Origin of the sequence: Nostoc parmelioides FACHB-3921 (assembly GCF_014696625.1) — a bacterium.
GTDB lineage: Bacteria > Cyanobacteriota > Cyanobacteriia > Cyanobacteriales > Nostocaceae > Trichormus > Trichormus parmelioides.
Genome location: NZ_JACJQL010000011.1, coordinates 107,687 through 127,419 on the forward strand (window position 1 = coordinate 107,687; position 19,733 = coordinate 127,419).

General features: G+C 39.6%; 18 protein-coding genes. 12 read left to right on the plus strand and 6 right to left on the minus strand.

All coding sequences use genetic code 11. The annotated features are described in order from the left end of the window. Nucleotides 1–5: 5 nt before the first annotated feature. The 3 genes from clpX to H6G14_RS10225 all read left to right on the plus strand — a co-directional run bounded on the left by clpX (nt 6) and on the right by H6G14_RS10225 (nt 2,689). Nucleotides 6–1,346 (plus strand): ATP-dependent protease ATP-binding subunit ClpX, encoded by a 1,341-nt coding sequence (clpX, locus tag H6G14_RS10215; protein WP_190567333.1) that lies wholly within the window; start codon nt 6–8, stop codon nt 1,344–1,346. 84 nt (nt 1,347–1,430) lie between these two features. Continuing rightward, complete coding sequence (locus H6G14_RS10220; RefSeq protein WP_190567334.1) at nt 1,431–2,351, plus strand: alpha/beta fold hydrolase; 921 nt, start codon at nt 1,431–1,433, stop codon at nt 2,349–2,351. 104 nt (nt 2,352–2,455) lie between these two features. Continuing rightward, nucleotides 2,456–2,689 (plus strand): type II toxin-antitoxin system HicB family antitoxin, encoded by a 234-nt coding sequence (locus H6G14_RS10225; RefSeq protein ID WP_011320313.1) that lies wholly within the window; start codon nt 2,456–2,458, stop codon nt 2,687–2,689. Nucleotides 2,690–3,018: 329 nt separating this feature from the next. Here the strand turns inward: H6G14_RS10225 and H6G14_RS10230 are convergent, their stop codons facing one another. Together H6G14_RS10230 and H6G14_RS10235 are read right to left on the minus strand one after the other, a co-directional pair. Beyond that, a complete protein-coding gene (locus H6G14_RS10230; protein ID WP_190449806.1) occupies nt 3,019–3,396 on the minus strand; it encodes a hypothetical protein in 378 nt (125 codons plus the stop codon). A gap of 686 nt (nt 3,397–4,082) precedes the next feature. After that, nucleotides 4,083–5,123, minus strand: coding sequence for an NAD(P)/FAD-dependent oxidoreductase (locus H6G14_RS10235; protein ID WP_190567335.1), 1,041 nt, complete (start codon nt 5,121–5,123; stop codon nt 4,083–4,085). Nucleotides 5,124–5,238: 115 nt separating this feature from the next. On the opposite strand from H6G14_RS10235, the gene H6G14_RS10240 reads away from it, so the two are divergent. The 8 genes from H6G14_RS10240 to H6G14_RS10275 all read left to right on the plus strand — a co-directional run bounded on the left by H6G14_RS10240 (nt 5,239) and on the right by H6G14_RS10275 (nt 13,697). Further along, nucleotides 5,239–6,081 (plus strand): YaaW family protein, encoded by an 843-nt coding sequence (locus H6G14_RS10240; protein WP_190567336.1) that lies wholly within the window; start codon nt 5,239–5,241, stop codon nt 6,079–6,081. Nucleotides 6,082–6,345: 264 nt separating this feature from the next. Beyond that, nucleotides 6,346–7,650 carry an O-antigen ligase family protein gene (locus H6G14_RS10245; protein WP_190567337.1) on the plus strand — a complete coding sequence of 435 codons (1,305 nt, stop codon included), beginning with the start codon at nt 6,346–6,348 and terminating at the stop codon, nt 7,648–7,650. Nucleotides 7,651–8,666: 1,016 nt separating this feature from the next. Further along, nucleotides 8,667–9,521: a mechanosensitive ion channel family protein gene (locus H6G14_RS10250; protein ID WP_190567338.1), complete on the plus strand. Its 855-nt coding sequence runs from the start codon at nt 8,667–8,669 to the stop codon at nt 9,519–9,521. A 505-nt stretch (nt 9,522–10,026) separates the two neighbouring features. Beyond that, nucleotides 10,027–10,887, plus strand: coding sequence for a mechanosensitive ion channel family protein (locus tag H6G14_RS10255; protein WP_190567339.1), 861 nt, complete (start codon nt 10,027–10,029; stop codon nt 10,885–10,887). 44 nt (nt 10,888–10,931) lie between these two features. After that, a complete protein-coding gene (locus H6G14_RS10260) occupies nt 10,932–11,132 on the plus strand; it encodes a hypothetical protein (RefSeq protein ID WP_190567340.1) in 201 nt (66 codons plus the stop codon). 24 nt (nt 11,133–11,156) lie between these two features. Then, nucleotides 11,157–11,456 carry a type II toxin-antitoxin system HigB family toxin gene (locus H6G14_RS10265; protein WP_190567341.1) on the plus strand — a complete coding sequence of 100 codons (300 nt, stop codon included), beginning with the start codon at nt 11,157–11,159 and terminating at the stop codon, nt 11,454–11,456. After that, the gene (locus tag H6G14_RS10270; RefSeq protein WP_190567342.1) at nt 11,419–11,841 is read left to right on the plus strand and encodes a helix-turn-helix domain-containing protein; all 423 of its coding nucleotides are present in this window, start codon (nt 11,419–11,421) and stop codon (nt 11,839–11,841) included. Before H6G14_RS10265 ends, H6G14_RS10270 begins: the two co-directional genes overlap by 38 nt. Before the next feature lie 281 nt (nt 11,842–12,122). Continuing rightward, entirely contained in the window at nt 12,123–13,697 is a 1,575-nt protein-coding gene (locus tag H6G14_RS10275; RefSeq protein WP_190567343.1) for an HNH endonuclease family protein, read from the plus strand. 73 nt (nt 13,698–13,770) lie between these two features. Here H6G14_RS10275 and uvrA read toward each other — a convergent pair whose 3' ends face one another. The 3 genes from uvrA to H6G14_RS10285 all read right to left on the minus strand — a co-directional run bounded on the left by uvrA (nt 13,771) and on the right by H6G14_RS10285 (nt 17,991). Then, on the minus strand, nt 13,771–16,668 hold the full coding sequence (gene uvrA / locus H6G14_RS10280; RefSeq protein ID WP_190567344.1) for an excinuclease ABC subunit UvrA: 2,898 nt from the start codon (nt 16,666–16,668) through the stop codon (nt 13,771–13,773). A 289-nt stretch (nt 16,669–16,957) separates the two neighbouring features. Further along, nucleotides 16,958–17,158 (minus strand): hypothetical protein, encoded by a 201-nt coding sequence (locus H6G14_RS33350; protein WP_041456305.1) that lies wholly within the window; start codon nt 17,156–17,158, stop codon nt 16,958–16,960. Between the two features lie 20 nt (nt 17,159–17,178). Further along, nucleotides 17,179–17,991 (minus strand): HAD family hydrolase, encoded by an 813-nt coding sequence (locus tag H6G14_RS10285; RefSeq protein ID WP_190567345.1) that lies wholly within the window; start codon nt 17,989–17,991, stop codon nt 17,179–17,181. Between the two features lie 105 nt (nt 17,992–18,096). Between H6G14_RS10285 and H6G14_RS10290 the strand changes: the two genes are divergently transcribed. Beyond that, on the plus strand, nt 18,097–18,897 hold the full coding sequence (locus H6G14_RS10290; protein WP_190567346.1) for a hypothetical protein: 801 nt from the start codon (nt 18,097–18,099) through the stop codon (nt 18,895–18,897). 15 nt (nt 18,898–18,912) lie between these two features. On the opposite strand, the gene H6G14_RS10295 is transcribed toward H6G14_RS10290, so the two are convergent. Then, entirely contained in the window at nt 18,913–19,647 is a 735-nt protein-coding gene (locus H6G14_RS10295; protein WP_190567347.1) for a DevA family ABC transporter ATP-binding protein, read from the minus strand. Nucleotides 19,648–19,733 lie beyond the last annotated feature (86 nt).

Sequence of the window (19,733 nt, forward strand, 5' to 3'; positions counted from 1 at the left end):
CTGGTATGTCTAAGTACGACTCCCATTTAAAATGTTCTTTCTGTGGCAAGTCTCAAGAGCAGGTGCGGAAATTGATCGCAGGGCCGGGAGTCTACATCTGCGATGAATGTGTAGACTTGTGTAATGAAATACTAGATGAGGAGTTGCTAGATACTAGCGGTGCGGCGGCGCAACCAGCACCAAAATCAGAACCCCCTCAAAAACGCCGCGCCCGTTCTTCTAATCTCTCCCTGAGCCAAATACCCAAGCCGAGAGAGATTAAAAAGTACCTAGACGAACACGTTATCGGTCAAGATGAAGCCAAGAAAGTTTTATCTGTAGCTGTTTACAACCACTACAAACGCTTGGCCATATTGCAGTCTAAGGGTAGTAGCAAAAATGGCGCTGATGATGCCGTAGAGCTGCAAAAGTCCAACATCCTTTTAATTGGCCCTACTGGCTGTGGTAAAACTCTCCTAGCCCAAACCCTAGCCAAAATTCTCGATGTCCCCTTTGCTGTGGCTGATGCGACAACGCTCACGGAAGCAGGGTATGTAGGGGAAGATGTAGAAAATATCTTACTGCGATTACTACAAGTAGCTGATTTGGATGTAGAAGAAGCCCAGCGCGGCATCATCTACATTGATGAAATTGATAAAATTGCCCGCAAGAGTGAAAACCCCTCCATCACCAGGGACGTTTCCGGCGAAGGTGTACAACAAGCTTTGTTAAAAATGCTGGAAGGCACAGTTGCCAACGTGCCACCCCAAGGAGGAAGGAAACACCCTTACCAAGACTGCATCCAAATTGATACCAGCAATATCTTATTTATCTGTGGCGGAGCCTTCGTTGGTTTAGAGAAGGTTGTAGACCAGAGAGGGGGCAAAAAGTCAATAGGCTTTGTGCAGCCTGGAGAAGGGCAATCTAAAGAAAAACGGGCAGCAGATGTGTTGCGCCACCTGGAACCAGATGACTTGGTGAAATTCGGCATGATTCCCGAATTTATCGGTCGGGTACCAATGGTAGCGGTGGTAGATCCTCTAGATGAAGAAGCCTTGATGGCGATTCTGACTCAACCACGCAGCGCCCTAGTCAAACAGTACCAAAAACTGCTGAAGATGGATAATGTCCAATTAGACTTTAAACCAGATGCCCTCAAAGCGATCGCGCAAGAAGCCTACCGCCGGAAAACTGGCGCGAGGGCATTACGGGGTATTGTGGAAGAACTAATGCTAGATGTGATGTACGAGTTACCATCCCGTAAAGATGTGACGCGATGTACAGTCACCAGGGAAATGGTAGAGAAGCGCTCAACCGCAGAATTGCTAGTACACCCGTCCTCACTGCCTAAACCAGAATCAGCTTAGTAGTCATGAGTCAATGGTCATTAGTTAATAGACTGTTGACTATTGACTATCAACTTTGGACTATTGACTATTGACTTTGAGCAAATGCCTTATATCAATGTTCGTGGCGTTGAGCATTATTACGAGTGGGTGAAACAACCATCGGGCGATTTAGTTAAGCCTGTGATGGTGTTTATTCATGGTTGGGCTGGTTCAGCTAGATACTGGAGAAGCACTGCTAACGCTTTATCAGATCAATTTGATTGTTTACTATACGATTTGCGGGGTTTTGGGCGTTCCCAGGGTAAACCAAATTTTGCTCAAGCCAGTGAGTCTGTAGCTGAGGCTGATTCAACTCAGGAAAAATCTCAAGCCATTCAAGAGTTAACTTATGAGATAGAAGAATACGCTGAGGATTTAGTGGTTCTGCTCGATGAATTAAAGATTCAGCGTGTTTATGTGAATGCTCACTCAATGGGTGCGTCTGTCGCCACAATGTTTTTTAACCGCTATCCCCAACGAGTAGAACGGGGGATATTAACCTGTAGCGGTATTTTTGAATATGACGAAAAAGCTTTCGCCGCTTTTCATAAATTTGGTGGTTATGTAGTTAAGTTCCGTCCCAAGTGGTTAGGGAAAATACCATTTGTTGACAGAATGTTTATGGCGAGATTTTTACATCGTCCTATACCTAAAAGTGAGCGCAAGGCTTTCTTAGAGGATTTTCTAGTAGCCGATTATGACACTGCTTTAGGGACAATTTTTACTTCTGTCAGTAAAGCTCAAGCTGAAGTCATGCCCCAGGAGTTTGCTAAGTTAGAAGTACCAACTCTATTAGTGGCTGGGGAATATGATCAAATTATCCCGGCGAAGATGGGACGACGAGCAGCTTCCTTAAATGACAAAGTGGAGTTTGTCTTGATTCCCAATACAGCACATTTCCCTATGTTGGAAGATGCGCCTACCTATCTGCGACGGGTACGGGAGTTTTTACAACTGGCCACACCAGAATTACAAACTAGTTAAGTGCTGCAAAAGATTACTATAGTTGAATATTACCCTTAAATTTACCTACTTTTGAGATTTTGCTTTTACACTGAAGATGTAATTTCAACCATTAGGCTATCCTCATGCAGTCTCAACAAGGCTACACCACTGTGAACCGCCCTGGCGATAATGGCTCATTTGTTGCACACATCTCAACAATGTCTGGTTATCACTCTTGGGGAAAAACACCGGATCAAGCTCGTGGTGAACTTATTGACGTTTTTGAGATGATTCAACAAGAGTACGAGGAAAATGAACGTTCTCTACAAGACAGTGTTGAATTAACATCAGAAGAAGAGCGTCACCAACTTAGGTGATGAAGTTGATATTTATCTCACTTCTCAGGGTGTGTAGAGTAGCTTTCTGTAGAATATCTTCTACTCCACAACTGCCGATATCTCAAATGTAGAATTGGCGTTTTGTACATCGGGGAATCAACAAACGCTTCGAGACGCTACGCATAGCTTGCTTCTTTGCAGGAGTATGTGCGCTTCCACTAAGGCGTAGTCTATCGCATCTGCCTACATCAGCAATCATCTAATAGTTGTAATTAGTCAATAGTCCATAGTCAACAGTCCATAGCCTGAGATTTTTGTTGAATCACCAATGACTAATGACCACTGACTAATGACTATTGACTAAATAGTTAACCAAACCAGTGAGATGGCTCACAGCCTACTTGTACTGATTCACAAAGGTGGTGACTGATCCAGTCTGATTTTTCTTGGAATATAGAATAAATACCTTGGTGAATCAAGCGTTGTAGGTGTTGTTGCTGCTCTAAAGGACTACGAGGTAATTTGTTGTTCCACCAGCTTTCTTGTTCACAGCTTGGTATGAGTAACTGTTCGTCAGATATGGCGCTATAGAGGCAGGGAATACGATTGAGAACAAAAGCGATTAGCTCTTGGCGCAAATCAGGAATTGCAAATGCTTGTTGATAAGGATGATATGGATAGGTATCTAAAACGTTCTCAATCTCTCCCAAGACTGATTGTTGTGTTAAATTGACTACTGTTTTAATCATTTTTAACTCCTTTTTTATCTATTTGGTAGTTCGATTTGTGCAAAGAATAAACATTCTAAATAGCAATCTTTGTTGGGCAACTATTTAGAAGTTATCTTTGTAGATACATACCGGACATAAACGAACTTTTTATTGTGGTGAGTTTCCAGAAATTTGGCTTTACACCTTTTTTTGAAATAGAGTCTGATGGACAGTATAACGTTTAAAAAACGGGACTCAAGAGACTAGTAAGTCTAATTTTTTCTATTTATATTTTAATTTTTTCAAATTTATGCGTTTTTAACGAAAATCTACACAAAACGCATTAAATATGATTAGGGATCAATATGAGATGGATTTGTGAGCTATTAATGGTGTAAAGCTTTGAGTAAAGTAATACTTAATAGTCTTGTTAACATTACTTATTAAAATTATTGCTATTAGACTGAGATGCTTCCAGATAAAAAAATATTCCTATGCAGGGTGCATGAGTACTAATGTTTTTCTGGCATTTCCAAGTTTTATCTGACTGTGACACCCTGCTAACAGCTATTTTGGACTAATTGATTATTTGATGGTTCTTATGCAAAGCTTTCCTTATCATCTATGTATTGCGTGAAACATCATTTTCAGAAAGTAATTTACTAATTCATATAAATAAGACTGACTACATTGCGAAACCAGTCTAACGATAGATGCCAATATTAGGTAAAAACTTTGAGAAAGTTCACATCAGGTAGAGTCAGTTGGTTTAAATGATCGTTAATTTCCACAGATGCGGCTAGTCCAGAAAGCATAGCGCCTTCAGCAAGATTGCCACCACACCAATCGCCACAGCAAACTAAAGGTAGTTTAGCTTGAGCTACTAAAACTTGATTGTGCCAAAAAATGTTTGGAAAGGCATACCGCCAACGATGTACTTGTAACCACTCTGGAATATCTAACCAAGGAAGTTCCAGAGCTTGGGCTGCATGGTGTAGCATCTGCTGGCCTATGGGTTGTAAATCTGAAGATTCTAAATGAAGCTGGGCAAAATTGGCGCTACTTTGTAAAACAAATACTGGTTGTTGGGGTTGATGACGCTTACTGCTATCTAAACCAATCCACCCCAAAACAGCATTATCGAGAAAATTGAAGGCTTTCCAGTTTGGCAGTGGATGAGATGAAGTAGGATATCCAGCGATCGCACTAATACAAGGAGCAAATTCTACAGAACTCAAATTTGTGAGAAATTCTTGACCTAAAACACCTCCACCCAATGGTGTCAACAACATCGCAGCCTGGGGTGCAGGAATAGCAATAACTAAAGCTTTAGCCGTTAATTCTTCGTTACTGGATTCTAAAGTTAAACGCCAGGTGTTTTCAGGTGTTAAGTTAATTTCTGTAACACGCTGATTGAGCAAAATATTTAAATTTTGGGCGAGAAATTTAGCGATCGCACTCATTCCCGCAGGTGCAACATAACGGGGTACGGCGTTGGGCTGGAGTTCGTAAACTTCATCTGTCCAGATTTCTAAGATATGGCGATCACGCAATAACTCTACAAAATTGGTGAATAATTCACCCTTGGGTTTTAAATAACAGGCTCCATGATCTGCCCAAGTTCCGTGCAAGCGCCGTGTAGCCAACCTTCCCCCCAAACCACGGGACTTTTCTACAACTAACACCGAATAACCAGCCTGACTTAATTGCTGGGCGCAAACTAAGCCAGCAATACCTGCACCGATAATGACAATATCATTCATATGTTTAGGGGAAAAACTATGGACTATTGACTCAGCACTTGGCAATACCAATTTCTGCTGAAAGCTAATAGTAGAATAGGGTACAGGAAAGCTGCATGGAAGGGAGGAAGGGAAATTGGATGAACTGAGGGCGGCGCTGGAGTTAGCAACGGATGAAGAATTGCAGGATTTAACAGCAATTCTGTTTAGTCGTAAGTTCAATCCCCTAGATTATGTTCAGACACCTGAACCAATCGAAATTCAAAGCCAAAATAGAGAAGCTTGGCTAGATTCGCTAGAAAATCGCTTTCGGTTTTTAGCCGCCGATGGAGTGACAGTATTACGTGGACGGACAAACCAAGTAACTTACCGTCAAGCATTAATTCAAGTCTGTAAGTATTTAAAAATTCCTTACTCTCAAGATTTAACAACTATTGATTTAGAAGCGGAAGTATTTTTACATCTGCTGGGACAAGTTTGGAGAAAATTACCAGAAAAAGAAAAACAGAAATTGGCTATGCAGGTACAACGTCAGCTTGTGAAAACAGAGGTAAAAGAACCTTTACCTTTGTTATTGCAAAGTGACCCCTTGGGCTTGCTGTTAAAAGGTGGTAGTGCTTTAGCTGTCACATCACTTGTTAAACCGTTCGTACTCCAACAAATTGCCCGTCAATTTGCTATCCATTTTGCTACTTATCAAGTGGCTAAAGATGCTTTAGTTAAAGGTTCTCAAGCAGCGACGACGCAGTTTCAAAGCTACGTTACTTTGCAAATGGCACGTCAGGGTATGACTGTGAGTGCAGCCCGTTATGGGACAGTTCGCAGTCTTTTCGCCTTTGTTGGCCCGGTAATGTGGGCTTGGTTCTTCGCCGATTTAGGCTGGAGAGCGATCGCCACAAACTACGGTCGGATCATCCCCACTATTTTTGCCTTAGCCCAAATTCGTCTGACTCGTGCTGAATGTTGGGAATTGGCTTGAAGATAGGGATTGGGGATTGGGGACTAGGGATTGGGAAGCAATGAAAAAGCAGGGGAGCAGGGAGCAAGGGAGCAGGGGGAAAAATCACGCCGCTTGCGGGTGTTAGTGAAGCGGAACGTAGTTCGGTTTGTGCCTTTAGTTCTCCCTGCTTCTTATCAATTCAAAATTTAAAATGAAACTTCTTCTCTTTATCCCTGCTCCCTTGCCTTCTTATATCCTTTTGCTCCTGCGCTGATTGTGTGATTATTAACATGGGTTTTTAGTTTGAAGATAGCTTTTTATCATCCCAAACCTGACTGCCAATTTTCTTGGAATTGCTTTCAATTAGGACTATTAATCTTTCCACTCACTCCTTTTGTGGGCTTTGTGAGCATAATGCTAGCGGTATTAGTAACCTGGGTACGCCAATACCGTAGCATTATCCGCCGTCCCATCAACTGGGGATTTGCACTGCTGAGTTTTTTGCTATTTATTTCCGCCTGCTTTGCCAATGACAGAACAGCCGCTTTTGTGGGGTTGTTTAATTTACTGCCATTCTTTTTATTATTTACAGGTTTAGGTTTCCTGATTCAGACAACTGCTCAATTACGTCACATAGCTTGGATTTTAGTCCTTGGTTCTGTACCAGTCGTAATTATGGGCTTTGGTCAGTTGTTTTTGGGATGGAATCTGCAAATACAAGTTTTGTGGATTTTATTAGATTGGACGATCGCACCTGGAGGTAGTCCACCAGGACGCATGGCCGCTCTATTTATGCACGCCAATATTTTTGCTGCTTATTTAGCGATCGCCTTCACATTAGGTATAGGATTACTCCTAGAACAATGGCAAGCAAGGCACAGGGCGCAAGGAGAAGATAACTCCCTTGTCCCTATGATTTTCCTAACACTCTCAGTAATTGCCGACTTTGCCGCGTTGATTTTAACTAATTCACGTAATGGCTGGGCGATCGCCATTATTGCTTGTTTAGCTTTTGCGTTTTATCAAGGTTGGCGCTTACTAGTCGCTGCCGTTGCTGCTGTAGTCACCACAGTATTACTGGCTGCTTTTGCACCCTCCCCTATTGCTCAAGTTTTGCGCCGGATTGTTCCTGCTTTCTTTTGGGCGAGATTAAACGACCAGATGTATCCAGATAGACCACTGGCCTTGATGCGAAAAACTCAATGGCAATTTGCTTGGTCTTTGACTCAGCAACGTCCTTGGACAGGATGGGGGCTGCGTAATTTTACAGACCTTTACAAAGCTCAGATGAACATTGATTTGGGACATCCCCATAATTTGTTTTTGATGTTCTCTGCTGAAACCGGATTACCTAGTACTTTTTTATTTTTTGGATTACTTAGTTGGATATTGTTTGCAGGTTCGCAAATTTTATGGAAATCCCACAATATAAATCAGCAAGATAAATTGATATTTTTCGGCTATCTTGTTGTTTTCGGAGAGTGGCTATTATTCAATACAGTGGATGTAACTCTCTTTGATTTTAGGCTGAATACTCTCTCTTGGTTAGTGATGGCTGCTATTGCTGGAAATATATATTATTACAATCAACGCAAAAAAATTTGTTAAAGAGGAGAATTAATATTCAGTTTCCTTGAATACAGATTGTATCTGTGTAAATTGTCAATTACTGATTGAAAATAAGTTGCCAGTGTTATCCATTACTTATTAGCTATTACCGTTTTTAAATTTGATAAATAGCAACTTACCTTACTAGTAGGAAATGTAATGAAAATTTCATTGATAGTAGAAATAAATTTTCAGTGGTTACACTGCGGCTTTTATCATTAGTAGTGAATAAGATAATTATATTCACGTTTGTGACTGTGAGTGTGGCTAATCACTAACTAGCCACTGTTGCTGATTGTTGGGAAGGTGTAGGGATAACTATCAAAAGTTTTCCCTGCATGACGGGTATCTATATTTAGATGCCCTTTTGTCTTTTTATATTATCAATATTTATCGTAAATTCAAGGGTATAAGACCCCTCTCTTACAAAGTTCTGTTCGCCGGAAGCCGGCGCTCAGACTTTGCGCTACGTCTACACGTAGCATCAGTTGAGTTGGGGTTTAAATCCTCCGCAGTCGCCACAACGGGGGGAACCCCCGCAAGGCGCTGCTCTCCGACTCAACTGTCTTCCATTTTGAATTTTGAATTTTGAATTTTGAATTGTTAATAGCGCTTTCTGCTGTTATGAGCAAGATGTAGCTGTTGACTGTTGACAGAATTGAAAGCTTTTTATTGCCAGGATTTTATATTAGCTTGATGTCCTAGTCATCTGACTACGGTTATATAGGTTTAAAGATTTATAAATACTTTTAAGCGAAAATTTTCATGTATAAATCCTTATATATGAGTTAGTATGCACATATTTATGTACAGTTATACAGCTTCACATATCAACATTTTTTTATTAGAGCTTATTTATATATCTAAGTATAGATGATAAATTTTTTATTTTATGGTATAAGATAGCTGTTTTCAAAGACGCTTATTTATGCCAAAGATTAAAAAAAAGTATCCATAGACAGTTTTTACGGAATTTCTAGTATGTTTTTTGATAAACACTAAAATAAGAAGAAATTATGAATTTCACACAAATTGGACAGGTAGCCCTTGCACTGTTAACTCAATTTGGGCTGAAAGTTTTAGGTGCGATCGCACTATGGATTGTTGCTCAAAAGCTGATTGAGTTTGCCATCAAGCTAGTGCGTCGTGGTTTACGCACCCAGAATATTGAGCCGACGCTCATTAACTACCTACTAAATATTGTTTCTGTCACATTGAGAATTGTGCTGATTGTGGCAATTCTCGGTTTCTTTGGTATTGAAACTACCTCCTTTGCAGCATTGTTAGCAGCCGCAGGTGTAGCTATTGGTGCAGCTTGGGGTGGATTATTGGCGAACTTTGCCGCAGGTGCATTTTTAATTATTTTTCGCCCATTTAAGGTTGGTGACTTTATTACAGCCGCAGGGGTGACAGGTACAGTTTCAGAAATCGGCCTATTCACCACAGATATCACTACTCCTGACAACGTGTTGACAATAGTCGCCAATAACAAAATATTCTCTGATAATATCCAGAACTTTTCAGCTAATCCCTTCCGTCGCGTTGACTTGCTAGCGCAACTTCATCATGATGTTGATCATAATCAAGCGATCGCTCTTTTAAAAGCTAGAATTAGCCAGATTCCCAATGTGGTAGAAAATCCTGCACCAGATGTAGAAATTCTTACCTTTAATCTAGCAGGCCCCGTATTAGCAGTACGTCCCTATTGCAATAACGACCATTACTGGCAAGTTTATTTTGATACGAATAAAGCCATACGCGAAACTTTTGGTGAAGCAGGTTATCCCATTCCTGAACAACGCTATGGTTTTAGTATGCCACCCGAAAATGGTACTAGTTCTGTCATTACCTCATCGGCATTATCTTCATAACGTAATTACTGTATTTCTCTTCAATCCGAATAAGAATTATAGCGTTTCCTAGTTTGCTTAGTTACAAATTTATCCGCGTTTAATTATTGTCATTTGTACTTCACTAGGATAAGAAAAGCTATAACTACAAGGTAGGTCATTCTCTGGCTTACCTTTTTTTGTGCTTATATTCCCTCATTTCTCGTGTTTCAGCATTCATTATTAGAGACTTCCTGATAAAACAAGATTCAAAATGTAGAGTGCGTCAGTATAAATGATTTTTCAGTATAGTTAGGTTCTATCGCACTGACTCACCCTACCAAACCACCAATTTTGGACGATTGATTTTTTGGTGTTTCCTTAACACTTTTTCAGGGTAAAAAATAAAACCTAACTTAAGAAAGAGGTTAAGCCATCAACTAATTCTCACTATTATGGCAAGCTGCAAAAATTTAATAACTTTTCGTCAGCATATAGCGTTAAATTACCGTTCTTTTCAAAAAGCATCAAAAATAGATAAATTATTATGAATGTAGCTGAAATTAGTCAAGTTGCTCTACCTTTGTTAACACAGTTTGGACTGAGAGTTTTAGGAGCGATCGCTCTTTGGATTATTGCTCAATGGTTGATTGATTTTGGCTTAAAACTACTGCGCCGTGCTTTTCGCAATAAACACATTGAGCCTACACTAGTTAACTATATTGTGAATATAGTTAATGTAATTCTGAAAATTGTTTTAATCGTAGCAATTCTTGGCTTTTTCGGCATAGAAACTACTTCTTTTGCAGCATTACTAGCGGCGGCTGGTATAGCCATTGGTGCGGCTTGGAGTGGTCTTTTGGCAAACTTCGCGGCTGGTGCTTTTTTAATTATTTTTCGCCCATTTATGGTTGGTGATACTATTCAAGCAGCAGGAGTTACAGGAACAGTAGAAGAAATTGGACTGTTTACCACAACTATCAATACACTCGATAATGTAAGGACAATTATTGGTAATAATAAAATATTTGCTGATAATATCCAGAATTTTTCTGCCAATCCTTACCGTCGTGTTGACTTACAAGCACAACTGCATCATGCAGTTGATCCTGCGGATGCAATTGGGCGTTTAAAAGAGAGAATTAGCCAAATTCCTCATGTATTAAACAATCCTGCACCAGATGTAGAAATATTGGAATTCAATTTAGCAGGGCCAGTATTAGCAGTGCGTCCTTATTGCCATAATGAAAATTACTGGCAAGTTTATTTTGATACAAATAAAATCATAAAAGAGACTTTTGGTCAAGCTGGTTATCCAATTCCCGAACAACGCTATATGTTTAGCGGACAATCACCCGATGGAACATCAGCTAATGTTGTGCAACGGACATCCTTAGGAAAAGGCTAGAACTTAGATATGCGATAATAAAGACATATCTCAATTTACTAGATATGTCTTCTTTTTCTTGCGCTAGTTGTGCCGTTGTCCTGAATCAACAACAGATGCAAAATACTTCTCATCAACACCAAGGTGAGGATACTTCTATTGACCATAGCAAGAGTGTAGGTAAAACTTGCACTGTGGTGGAGAATGGTAGGGTTGTAGTGAAAATATTACAGCCACAAACTGATGAGACTGCTGATGATGCTTAGTTTTATCTCATCCTGTTTTGAATAATGTACGTCATCAGTCGTAAAAAGCTTAGAGAATTTTGTCAAGCACACACTGATTCTTGTGAAGCGTTTGATGATTTCTATATAACTGCTAGTAAAGCTAACTGGGGAAATCTGCTAGAGGTTCAGACTGTTTATCCTAAAGCTGAGGCTGTAGGTAACTTTACAGTATTCAATATAAAAGGTAATAAATACCGATTAATTACCAGTATTAACTATGAACAACAGGTTATTTATATTAAGTATGCTTTAACTCATGCGGAATATGACAAAGACAAATGGAAAGACGACCCTTACTTTTAATTCAGCAGTATATAGTCAATTACTATCTGAATATCAACCACGAATTATCAAAACCGAAGCTGAAAATGATAAATTTTTAGAAGTAGTTCAAGAATTACTAGCTCGTCCTCAAATTTCTCCTGAAGAAAATGCTTTATTGGAGCTATTAGTAAGGCTAATTGAAGATTTTGAAGATAGATATTATCAAATAAATACGTCAAATCCTCAGTCAAGACTTGTACATTTGATGGAAGCTAGAAGCTTAACAGAAGCTAACTTAATAGCCGTTTTAGGTTCTGATGATATTGTAGGAAAATTTCTAAGTGATAAGATAGAACTCACTCATGAACAAGCAGAAGCTCTAGGAAAGTTTTTTCATGTTGATGCAGGTTTATTTAGTGTATAGTATTTTTAAAAATTTAAATTAAGCGACTTACAGACAAAAAATTATCCAAAATGTAGGGTGTAACAATTGGCAAACAGATAAATATGCGATCGCATAAAATCAAGTTTTCTTATGTTGACGCAGGTTTATTTATTCTAAAGTAGTAAATTATACTAAAACTTTATTCCTCTGGTTTCTTAAGTACTTTTACTAGACTTTATGTAAGAGATATTGCTAACATACTATTTTTACGATATACTTTTGCGAGTATGATTGTATACAAAAAATAAAGCCATACATAAATGGTAAAAGATAGCCCAAAAGTTAGCTTAGATGCACTAATACCTAGAGAAGCGTTTGAAGTTGAAGATCAGCAAGCTCAAACTAGTGCGTATAATATTGACAAAATACCAATTAACAATTTAAGGCAAAACGACTTTTTCTATCCATTTTTGCGAAAGCCTGATTTCCAAAGAGAAACTAATGAATGGGATGCTCAAAGAATCTGCGATTTTATCGAAAGTTTTTTAGATGGTGATTTAATACCAGCCATTATTCTTTGGAGAAGTAATAGCGGATACTTTTTCGTAATTGATGGTTCACATCGGTTAAGTGCATTGATAGCTTGGCTCAACGATGATTATGGTGATGGGAAGATTTCAAATAAATTTTATGATGGATATATTACAAACGAGCAAAAAAATGCTGCAATAGCAGCTAGAAAGCTAATTAAGGATAGAATAGGATCATACGAGGATTATAATAAGTTATTAATGCAAGGTAGAGATGCAATAGATACGAAAACTCGTGGCAGAATAATAAATTTGGGGAGTTTAGGTATTCAAGTTCAATGGGTTGGTGGTAACGCATCTAAAGCTGCAAATTCATTTTTTTTAATTAATCAGAAAGCAGCACCCATAAGCCCAACTGAAATGCGCTTATTAAAGGCTAGGAAAAAGGCTAATGGTGTTGCTTCTCGTGCAATTATGAGAAGCGGTAATGGTCATAAATATTGGTCAGATTTTTCACAGGAAAAACAAAAGAAAATTGAAGAATTAGCTCAAGAAATACATCAAATTATATTTGAACCTAAACTTGAAAACCCTATAAAAACTACAGATGTTCCATTAGTAGGAAATATATCAACTTTTCAAAAGAACGAACTTATCCTGGAATTTGTCAATATAGTTAATGATATAGAAGCAGAAAAAGAACTAGATTTAGAGGATGATTCAACAGGAGATAAAACAATAAAATTTTTAATAAATTGCCGGAAAATAGCACGAAGAATCAATTCTAATCATCCCTCCTCCCTTGGATTGCATCCGCTTATATATTTCTACACTCGTGATGGTCGGTATAGAGTAGGTTCCTTTTATGGTGCTGTCAGTTTGATATTGCATTTAGAAAAAACTAAATCTTATGATAAGTTTATAAAATGCCGAAAGAATTTTGAGTTGTTAATCTGGCAGCACGATGATATTGTTCCTCAGATTGTCAGTAAAAGTAGCGTAGTCAAAGCACGAGCAAAAGTTAAAGATTTTTATTTAGCAATCATTGAAAAGCTAACGCAAGACGTAGAGAAAAAAAATATTGTAAAGGACATTATAGTTGAGGGAAACTTTGGTTCCATAAAAACAAAGCCAAAAGTTAACCCAACTGATAATCAAAATAAAACTTTTTCACGGGAAACTAAAGCCGCGACTTTTATTAGAGATGCTTTACCTAAAGTTATAAGATGTAAAATTTGTGGAGGCTATCTTCACAGTAACTCTATATCTATAGATCACAAAATCAGAAAAGAAGATGGTGGCTTAGGAAAATTAGACAATGCACAGTTGACTCATCCATATTGCAATACAACATTTAAAAACTAAGTAATCTCAAACCTAATTAAAAAGTCTACAAATAGAATACTTTTTTTCATCGTGTAGAGCATAGATAGAGAAACTATGATCTCATTGCCGGATATTGTTGCAATACCTGCTGTAAATATTGACCAGTATAAGACCGGGGATTTTTAGCAACTTCCTCAGGTGTCCCGACTGCAATAATTTCTCCCCCTTTGTCGCCACCTTCTGGCCCTAAATCAATCACCCAATCAGCACAGCGAATTACATCTAAGTTGTGTTCGATTACCAAAATTGAGTTACCTTTATCGACCAATCTTTGCAACACATCAAGTAATTTGTGAACATCATAAAAAGATAAGCCGGTGGTGGGTTCATCGATTAAATACAGGGTCTTACCTGTAGCGCGGCGAGATAATTCTGTGGCTAATTTTACCCTTTGCGCTTCGCCACCAGATAAAGTAGTTGCAGGCTGTCCCAGTCGGACGTAACCCAAGCCAACATCAACTAAAGTTTGCAGCCTTGTAGCAGCTTTGGGGATGTTTTGGAAGAAATCTAAACTCTCCTCAACAGTCATGTTGAGAACATCGGAAATAGATTTATCTTTATATTTCACTTGCAACGTTTCGCGGTTGTATCTTGCACCTTTGCAAATTTCGCACTGTACATAAACATCAGGTAAAAAGTTCATTTCAATGACATTTACACCCTGTCCACTACAGGCTTCACAACGTCCACCTTTAACGTTGAAAGAAAATTGTCCCGGTTTGTAACCTCTGGCTTTTGCTTCTACTGTCTGTGAAAATACGTCCCGAATTACGTCAAAAACCCCTGTGTAGGTTGCGGGGTTAGAACGTGGTGTACGTCCGATGGGTGATTGGTCAATGACGATCGCTTTATCAACTGCACTCAAACCCTGAATTTTCTCTAACTCTTTGGGTAAAGGAACTTTTTTAGTTAGATGATGTTGTAGCGATGGGTAAAGTAATTCGTTGATTAAAGTCGATTTACCAGAACCAGAAACACCAGTAACTGCTACAAGTTTACCTAAAGGAATTTCTACATCGATATTTCTTAAATTATTACGATGGGCATTTTTAATAGTTAAACTACGACCATTTCCTTCACGGCGTTCTCCTGGTGTATTAATGACTTTACGTCCTGACAAATATGCACCAGTCAGAGACTCTTCTGCTGTTAATAAGGCTTGCAAATCGCCTTGAGAAATAATATTACCGCCGTGGATACCTGCACCTGGCCCAATATCAACTAGATAGTCGGCGGCACGGATTGTTTCTTCATCGTGTTCCACTACAATTAAGGTATTACCTAAATCTCTTAATTTAGTTAAAGTTTTGAGTAATCTAGCGTTATCTCTTTGGTGTAAACCGATGCTTGGTTCATCTAAAACGTAGAGAACACCTGTTAAGCCAGAGCCAATTTGTGTAGCGAGGCGAATGCGTTGGGCTTCACCACCAGAGAGGGTCATGGCTGCACGGTCTAGGGTAAGATAATCTAAGCCGACATCTAACAAGAATTGTAATCTAGCTTTAACTTCTCGCAGTACTAAATCAGCAATTTGCATCTGCCGATCGCTTAATTTTAATTGTTCTATTCTCTCTCGACAATCCCGAATCGAAACACCAGTTAAATCTAAGATATTATATTGTCCCAACTTCACCGCCAAGGCTTCTGGTTTTAAACGTTTGCCGTGACAAACTTCACATGGTTGGTCAATTAAATACTGCTCTAGTTTCTGCTTAATTAATTCGGAACCGCCTTCATATTGGCGTTGTAAAATTGGCAATACACCTTTAAAACTTGGGGTCTTCGGATTGTCTTTACCTTCCTGCTTCTCCCCATACAAAATAATTTGCTGTTGTTCTGAGGTGAGTTTATGCCAATTTATTTGCAACTCAAAATTGTGAGTTTGTCCTAAACTATATAGTAGTTCCAAGTAATAGGAATTTTCTTTTTCTGACCAAGGAGCGATCGCCGCATATACTGGAGCTTCAGGGTCAGGTACGACCAATTCTGGCGAAAATCGTCTTAAAGTGCCAAGACCGTGACAGTTGGGACAAGCGCCATAAGGGGAGTTAAAGGAGAACAAGCGCGGTGATAACTCCTCCATAACTGCACCATGTTCAGGACAGGCAAAGTTTTCTGAAAATACTAATTCTTCATCGTCAGTTGTCTCTTGTCCATCGTCTGTTGTGGAAGAATTACTGATCAATATGTTGGCAATACCACCGGCTTGTTTGAGACACGTAGACAGGGAATCTACCAAACGTTCTTGAATACCGTCTTTTTTTACCAGTCGGTCAATGACAACTTCAATGGTATGAGTAATATTTTTATCTAACTCAATCGAGTCAGACAGTTCGCGGACTTCGCCATCAACCCGCACCCGGACAAAGCCTTGGGAAGCCAAACTAGATAATAATTTGCGGTGAGTTCCTTTTTTACCCCTGACCACAGGCGCGAGAATTTGGAAGCGAGTCCGGTCTGGTAGTTCCATAATCCTATCAACCATCTCATCAATGGTTTGGGGTGCAATACAGCGATCGCATATGGGACAATGGGGTTCACCAGCTCGACCAAACAACAGTCGCAAATAGTCGTAAATTTCTGTCACCGTCCCCACAGTAGAACGGGGGTTGTGAGATGTAGATTTTTGGTCAATAGAAATCGCCGGGCTTAAACCTTCGATGGCTTCCACATCCGGTTTATCTAATTGTCCTAAAAATTGTCTGGCGTAAGCACTGAGAGATTCCACATAGCGTCGTTGACCTTCTGCGAAGATGGTATCAAACGCCAAAGAAGATTTACCCGAACCTGATACACCAGTAAACACGATCAGGCGATCGCGTGGCAATTCCAAGTCAATATTCTTCAGATTATGCTGTCGCGCACCCCGAATCCTAATGGTATTCTGGCTGTTGTGATTGGCGTAGGGAAGATGTCCATTCAGGGATGCGGCTAGCTTATTATCTGACATATCGACAGGGTGATAGAGTGAGGCAGCGTGAAACAGTTTTTAATAATACTATTTTTACTATGGTTATAGTAGAACAATAGTACTGTTTTAAGTAGAGATTTCCCAATATTTCTGGGATTGATGGTATGAGAATTTTGGCTTTGCAAGGTTATGAGGGCGTAATGGTAGGCAGGATAATGCTGTACCCTAATGGTTGCAAAATAGGTTTAACTAGAAAGCAGGTTGTCCAAGCTTGAGGGTTAGCTGTCGAACAAGTATCATTCCTGGCTCCAGAATAACTGCTTCATCTTCACCGAAACAACGGTCTTAGCACTTGATACAGAAGGACTACCACTATTGGCACAATAATCGGGATTAACACTATCAGTCCCCATTTATCAAAGCGCAGTTTTTGACCTTCCGACTTCACAACAGCAATTAGACCAACTGCGCCTATGAGTATCCAAATACAGCCGAAAGCTATAAAAATGGTAAATGCTGAGTCTTGCATAATTTGGTAATTGGTAATCCTTATTCGCCCTTCCTCAAAATATAACTAGATAACTCACAAAATCCTTCCCCCTCAGCCGCAGTCGTGACGTAACTGGGTTGATGCTGTAATTGGTCTGCATATTTCAACACATTCGCCACACCGACAGAAAGAGGGAAATAGCGCCGATTAAATAAACTTTCATCATTAGGGCTATCACCAACAGTTACAACCTGAGTTGGGGAATAATCGGGAAAATATTTTTGTAAAACTTGTAATAAGGCGATCGCTTTTTCCTGTCCTTGTGGTTTGATATGACACTGGACGTTGCTGTAAGTAAACCCCCAACCCATGTCTTGACAGAGATTGGCTATAATTTGTAGTTCCTCTACAGTCAAGTCAGATACATCAAATGTCCAATCGGTAACGCGAAAGCGATTATCCCCCGATTCTTGAATTTGGGGAAATTTCTGTTTTAATTCTTGAAAAACTAAAGCTAAGTTCTGTCTATGTTCAGTTAAATCGGCAATGGGTGTTAATAGTAATGGATGCTCACTTTCAGCAGGATAGAACAAACCCCCATTTTCCCCTATCGCCCCCGCAACTGGCATCAAGCTACTAATTCCACTCACCCAACCGGCTGAACGTCCGGTGACAATCAATACTGTCAACCCCGCAACCCTTAAATCTTCTAAGTTCTGCAACAAAGCCGCAGAAAATCTTCCTTGCTGAGTTAGAGTACCATCCATATCTGTAGCAATGAGGCGGACATGGCTCAATTCAGCCATAGCATTTTGGGAAAGTCTTTGCAGATTTGGAGAATGTCCAGCACCAACATGGGGATTTATGTACATATGCGGTTTGAGAGAAGCTGTAAAAAATACCAATAATACAGCAATGCACAAGCATAAATTTGGGCATCCTAACACTAAGTAGTCAAACTTTTCTGTTTACTCACTATGCTAACTTCAATACTCCTTGCCCAATCCCCACCGCCCAAAACAAAAAAAGTAATCCAGCAAAAACCAGCAGCCGAGTCGCAAATCTCACCTGTTTTGCTTGCTACCTCTGGGGGATTACTTTTAGCAGTGATTGCTTTGGTAGTTTATGGTAGGCTCCAGATGAAGCAACTGGAGAAAAAACTGAAGTTTGAAAAATTTCGTGCTAAAGAACTAGAGAAAAAATTTAAACTCGCTCTCGAAACGATTCGTAAAATGGAAACCAATCCCGACTTGGTGAATTCGCGGGACTTTAACCTCGATTATCTGCGGATGCGGATGTCAGAGGAAGTATTCCATTTTGCTATTCTCAATCAAGTAAAAATTAGAATTAAAGATAAAATATCTCAAGCTTTGCGTCCCAATCAATCCCAACAAGGGACTGTGGGTATTGCCAACACCACTGGACGACAAGTTGATGAAATTTTTGATGTCGAATATGAAACTGGTACTCCCCCCAACGTAGCTAAACGAGTACTATTTCGCATCCAAGTTCGCTTAATGAAGTTACCAACACAGGCAACTTCTACGACTATTAGCCAAATTATTGACTGTATTGAAACTTATCTCAGTCCAATGGATGATGAAGATACATGGCAACCAACTATTCAAGGTCGGATTGCTCATATGCACTGGGATCAAAAGGCTAAACCAACTCCCTTATTAGTCTTAGAGCAATCGAATGATGGTGTAAATGTAACTTTCCGTACCAGTCGTCAAGCAAACGCCTCCACACCACAGAAGCAACCTGGTGTAAAATAAATGCAAAATTTATACTTAAGGGGTTTCACTCCAAGCACCAGCATCATAACTGACAATCGCTGTTTGGGAATCACGAGCTAATATACCATCTTCCATTTCGACGATGCGATCGGCGATGTCGAGAATGCGGTTATCGTGGGTCACTAACAAAATGGAAGTACCTTGGTCTTTAGCGAGACGCTGCATGATTTCCACGACATCGCGTCCCGACTGTTTATCTAAGGCGGCGGTTGGTTCGTCTGCTAGTACTAATGGCGGATTATTCACTAGGGCGCGGGCGATCGCTACTCTTTGTTTTTGTCCCCCAGAAAGATTGTCTGGGTAGTAATCAACGCGGTTTTCTAGACCTACGGCTTTCAGCATGGCTTCTGCTTTGGCGATCGCTTCTTCTTGGGAAATATGCTCGTTCAATTCCACCGCCATCTGCACATTTTGCCTTGCAGTTAAAAACCCTAGCAAGTTGTGAGCCTGAAAAATATAACCAATACTGCGGCGAATCTGCACCAGTTTATTCTGGCTAGCACCTGACAACTCAACACCTAAAAATTGCAGATTTCCTTCTTGTACCGACCGCAAACCACCAATCAAGCTGAGTAATGTAGTTTTACCTGAACCTGATGGCCCGGTCATAATCACAATTTCCCCAGGGTAAATTTCTAGGTTTATATCAAATAAAATCTGCCTTTTGAGCGCGCCTTTACCATAGTAATGATTGAGGCTTTTAATGGCAATTACAGCTTCTTGTCTCATGATATTTGGGTTAGCTAATTTATGATTCAAAATTCAAAATTATAATATAAATTTTTTAGTACTAAAGTTATAAAATTTTGTATTGA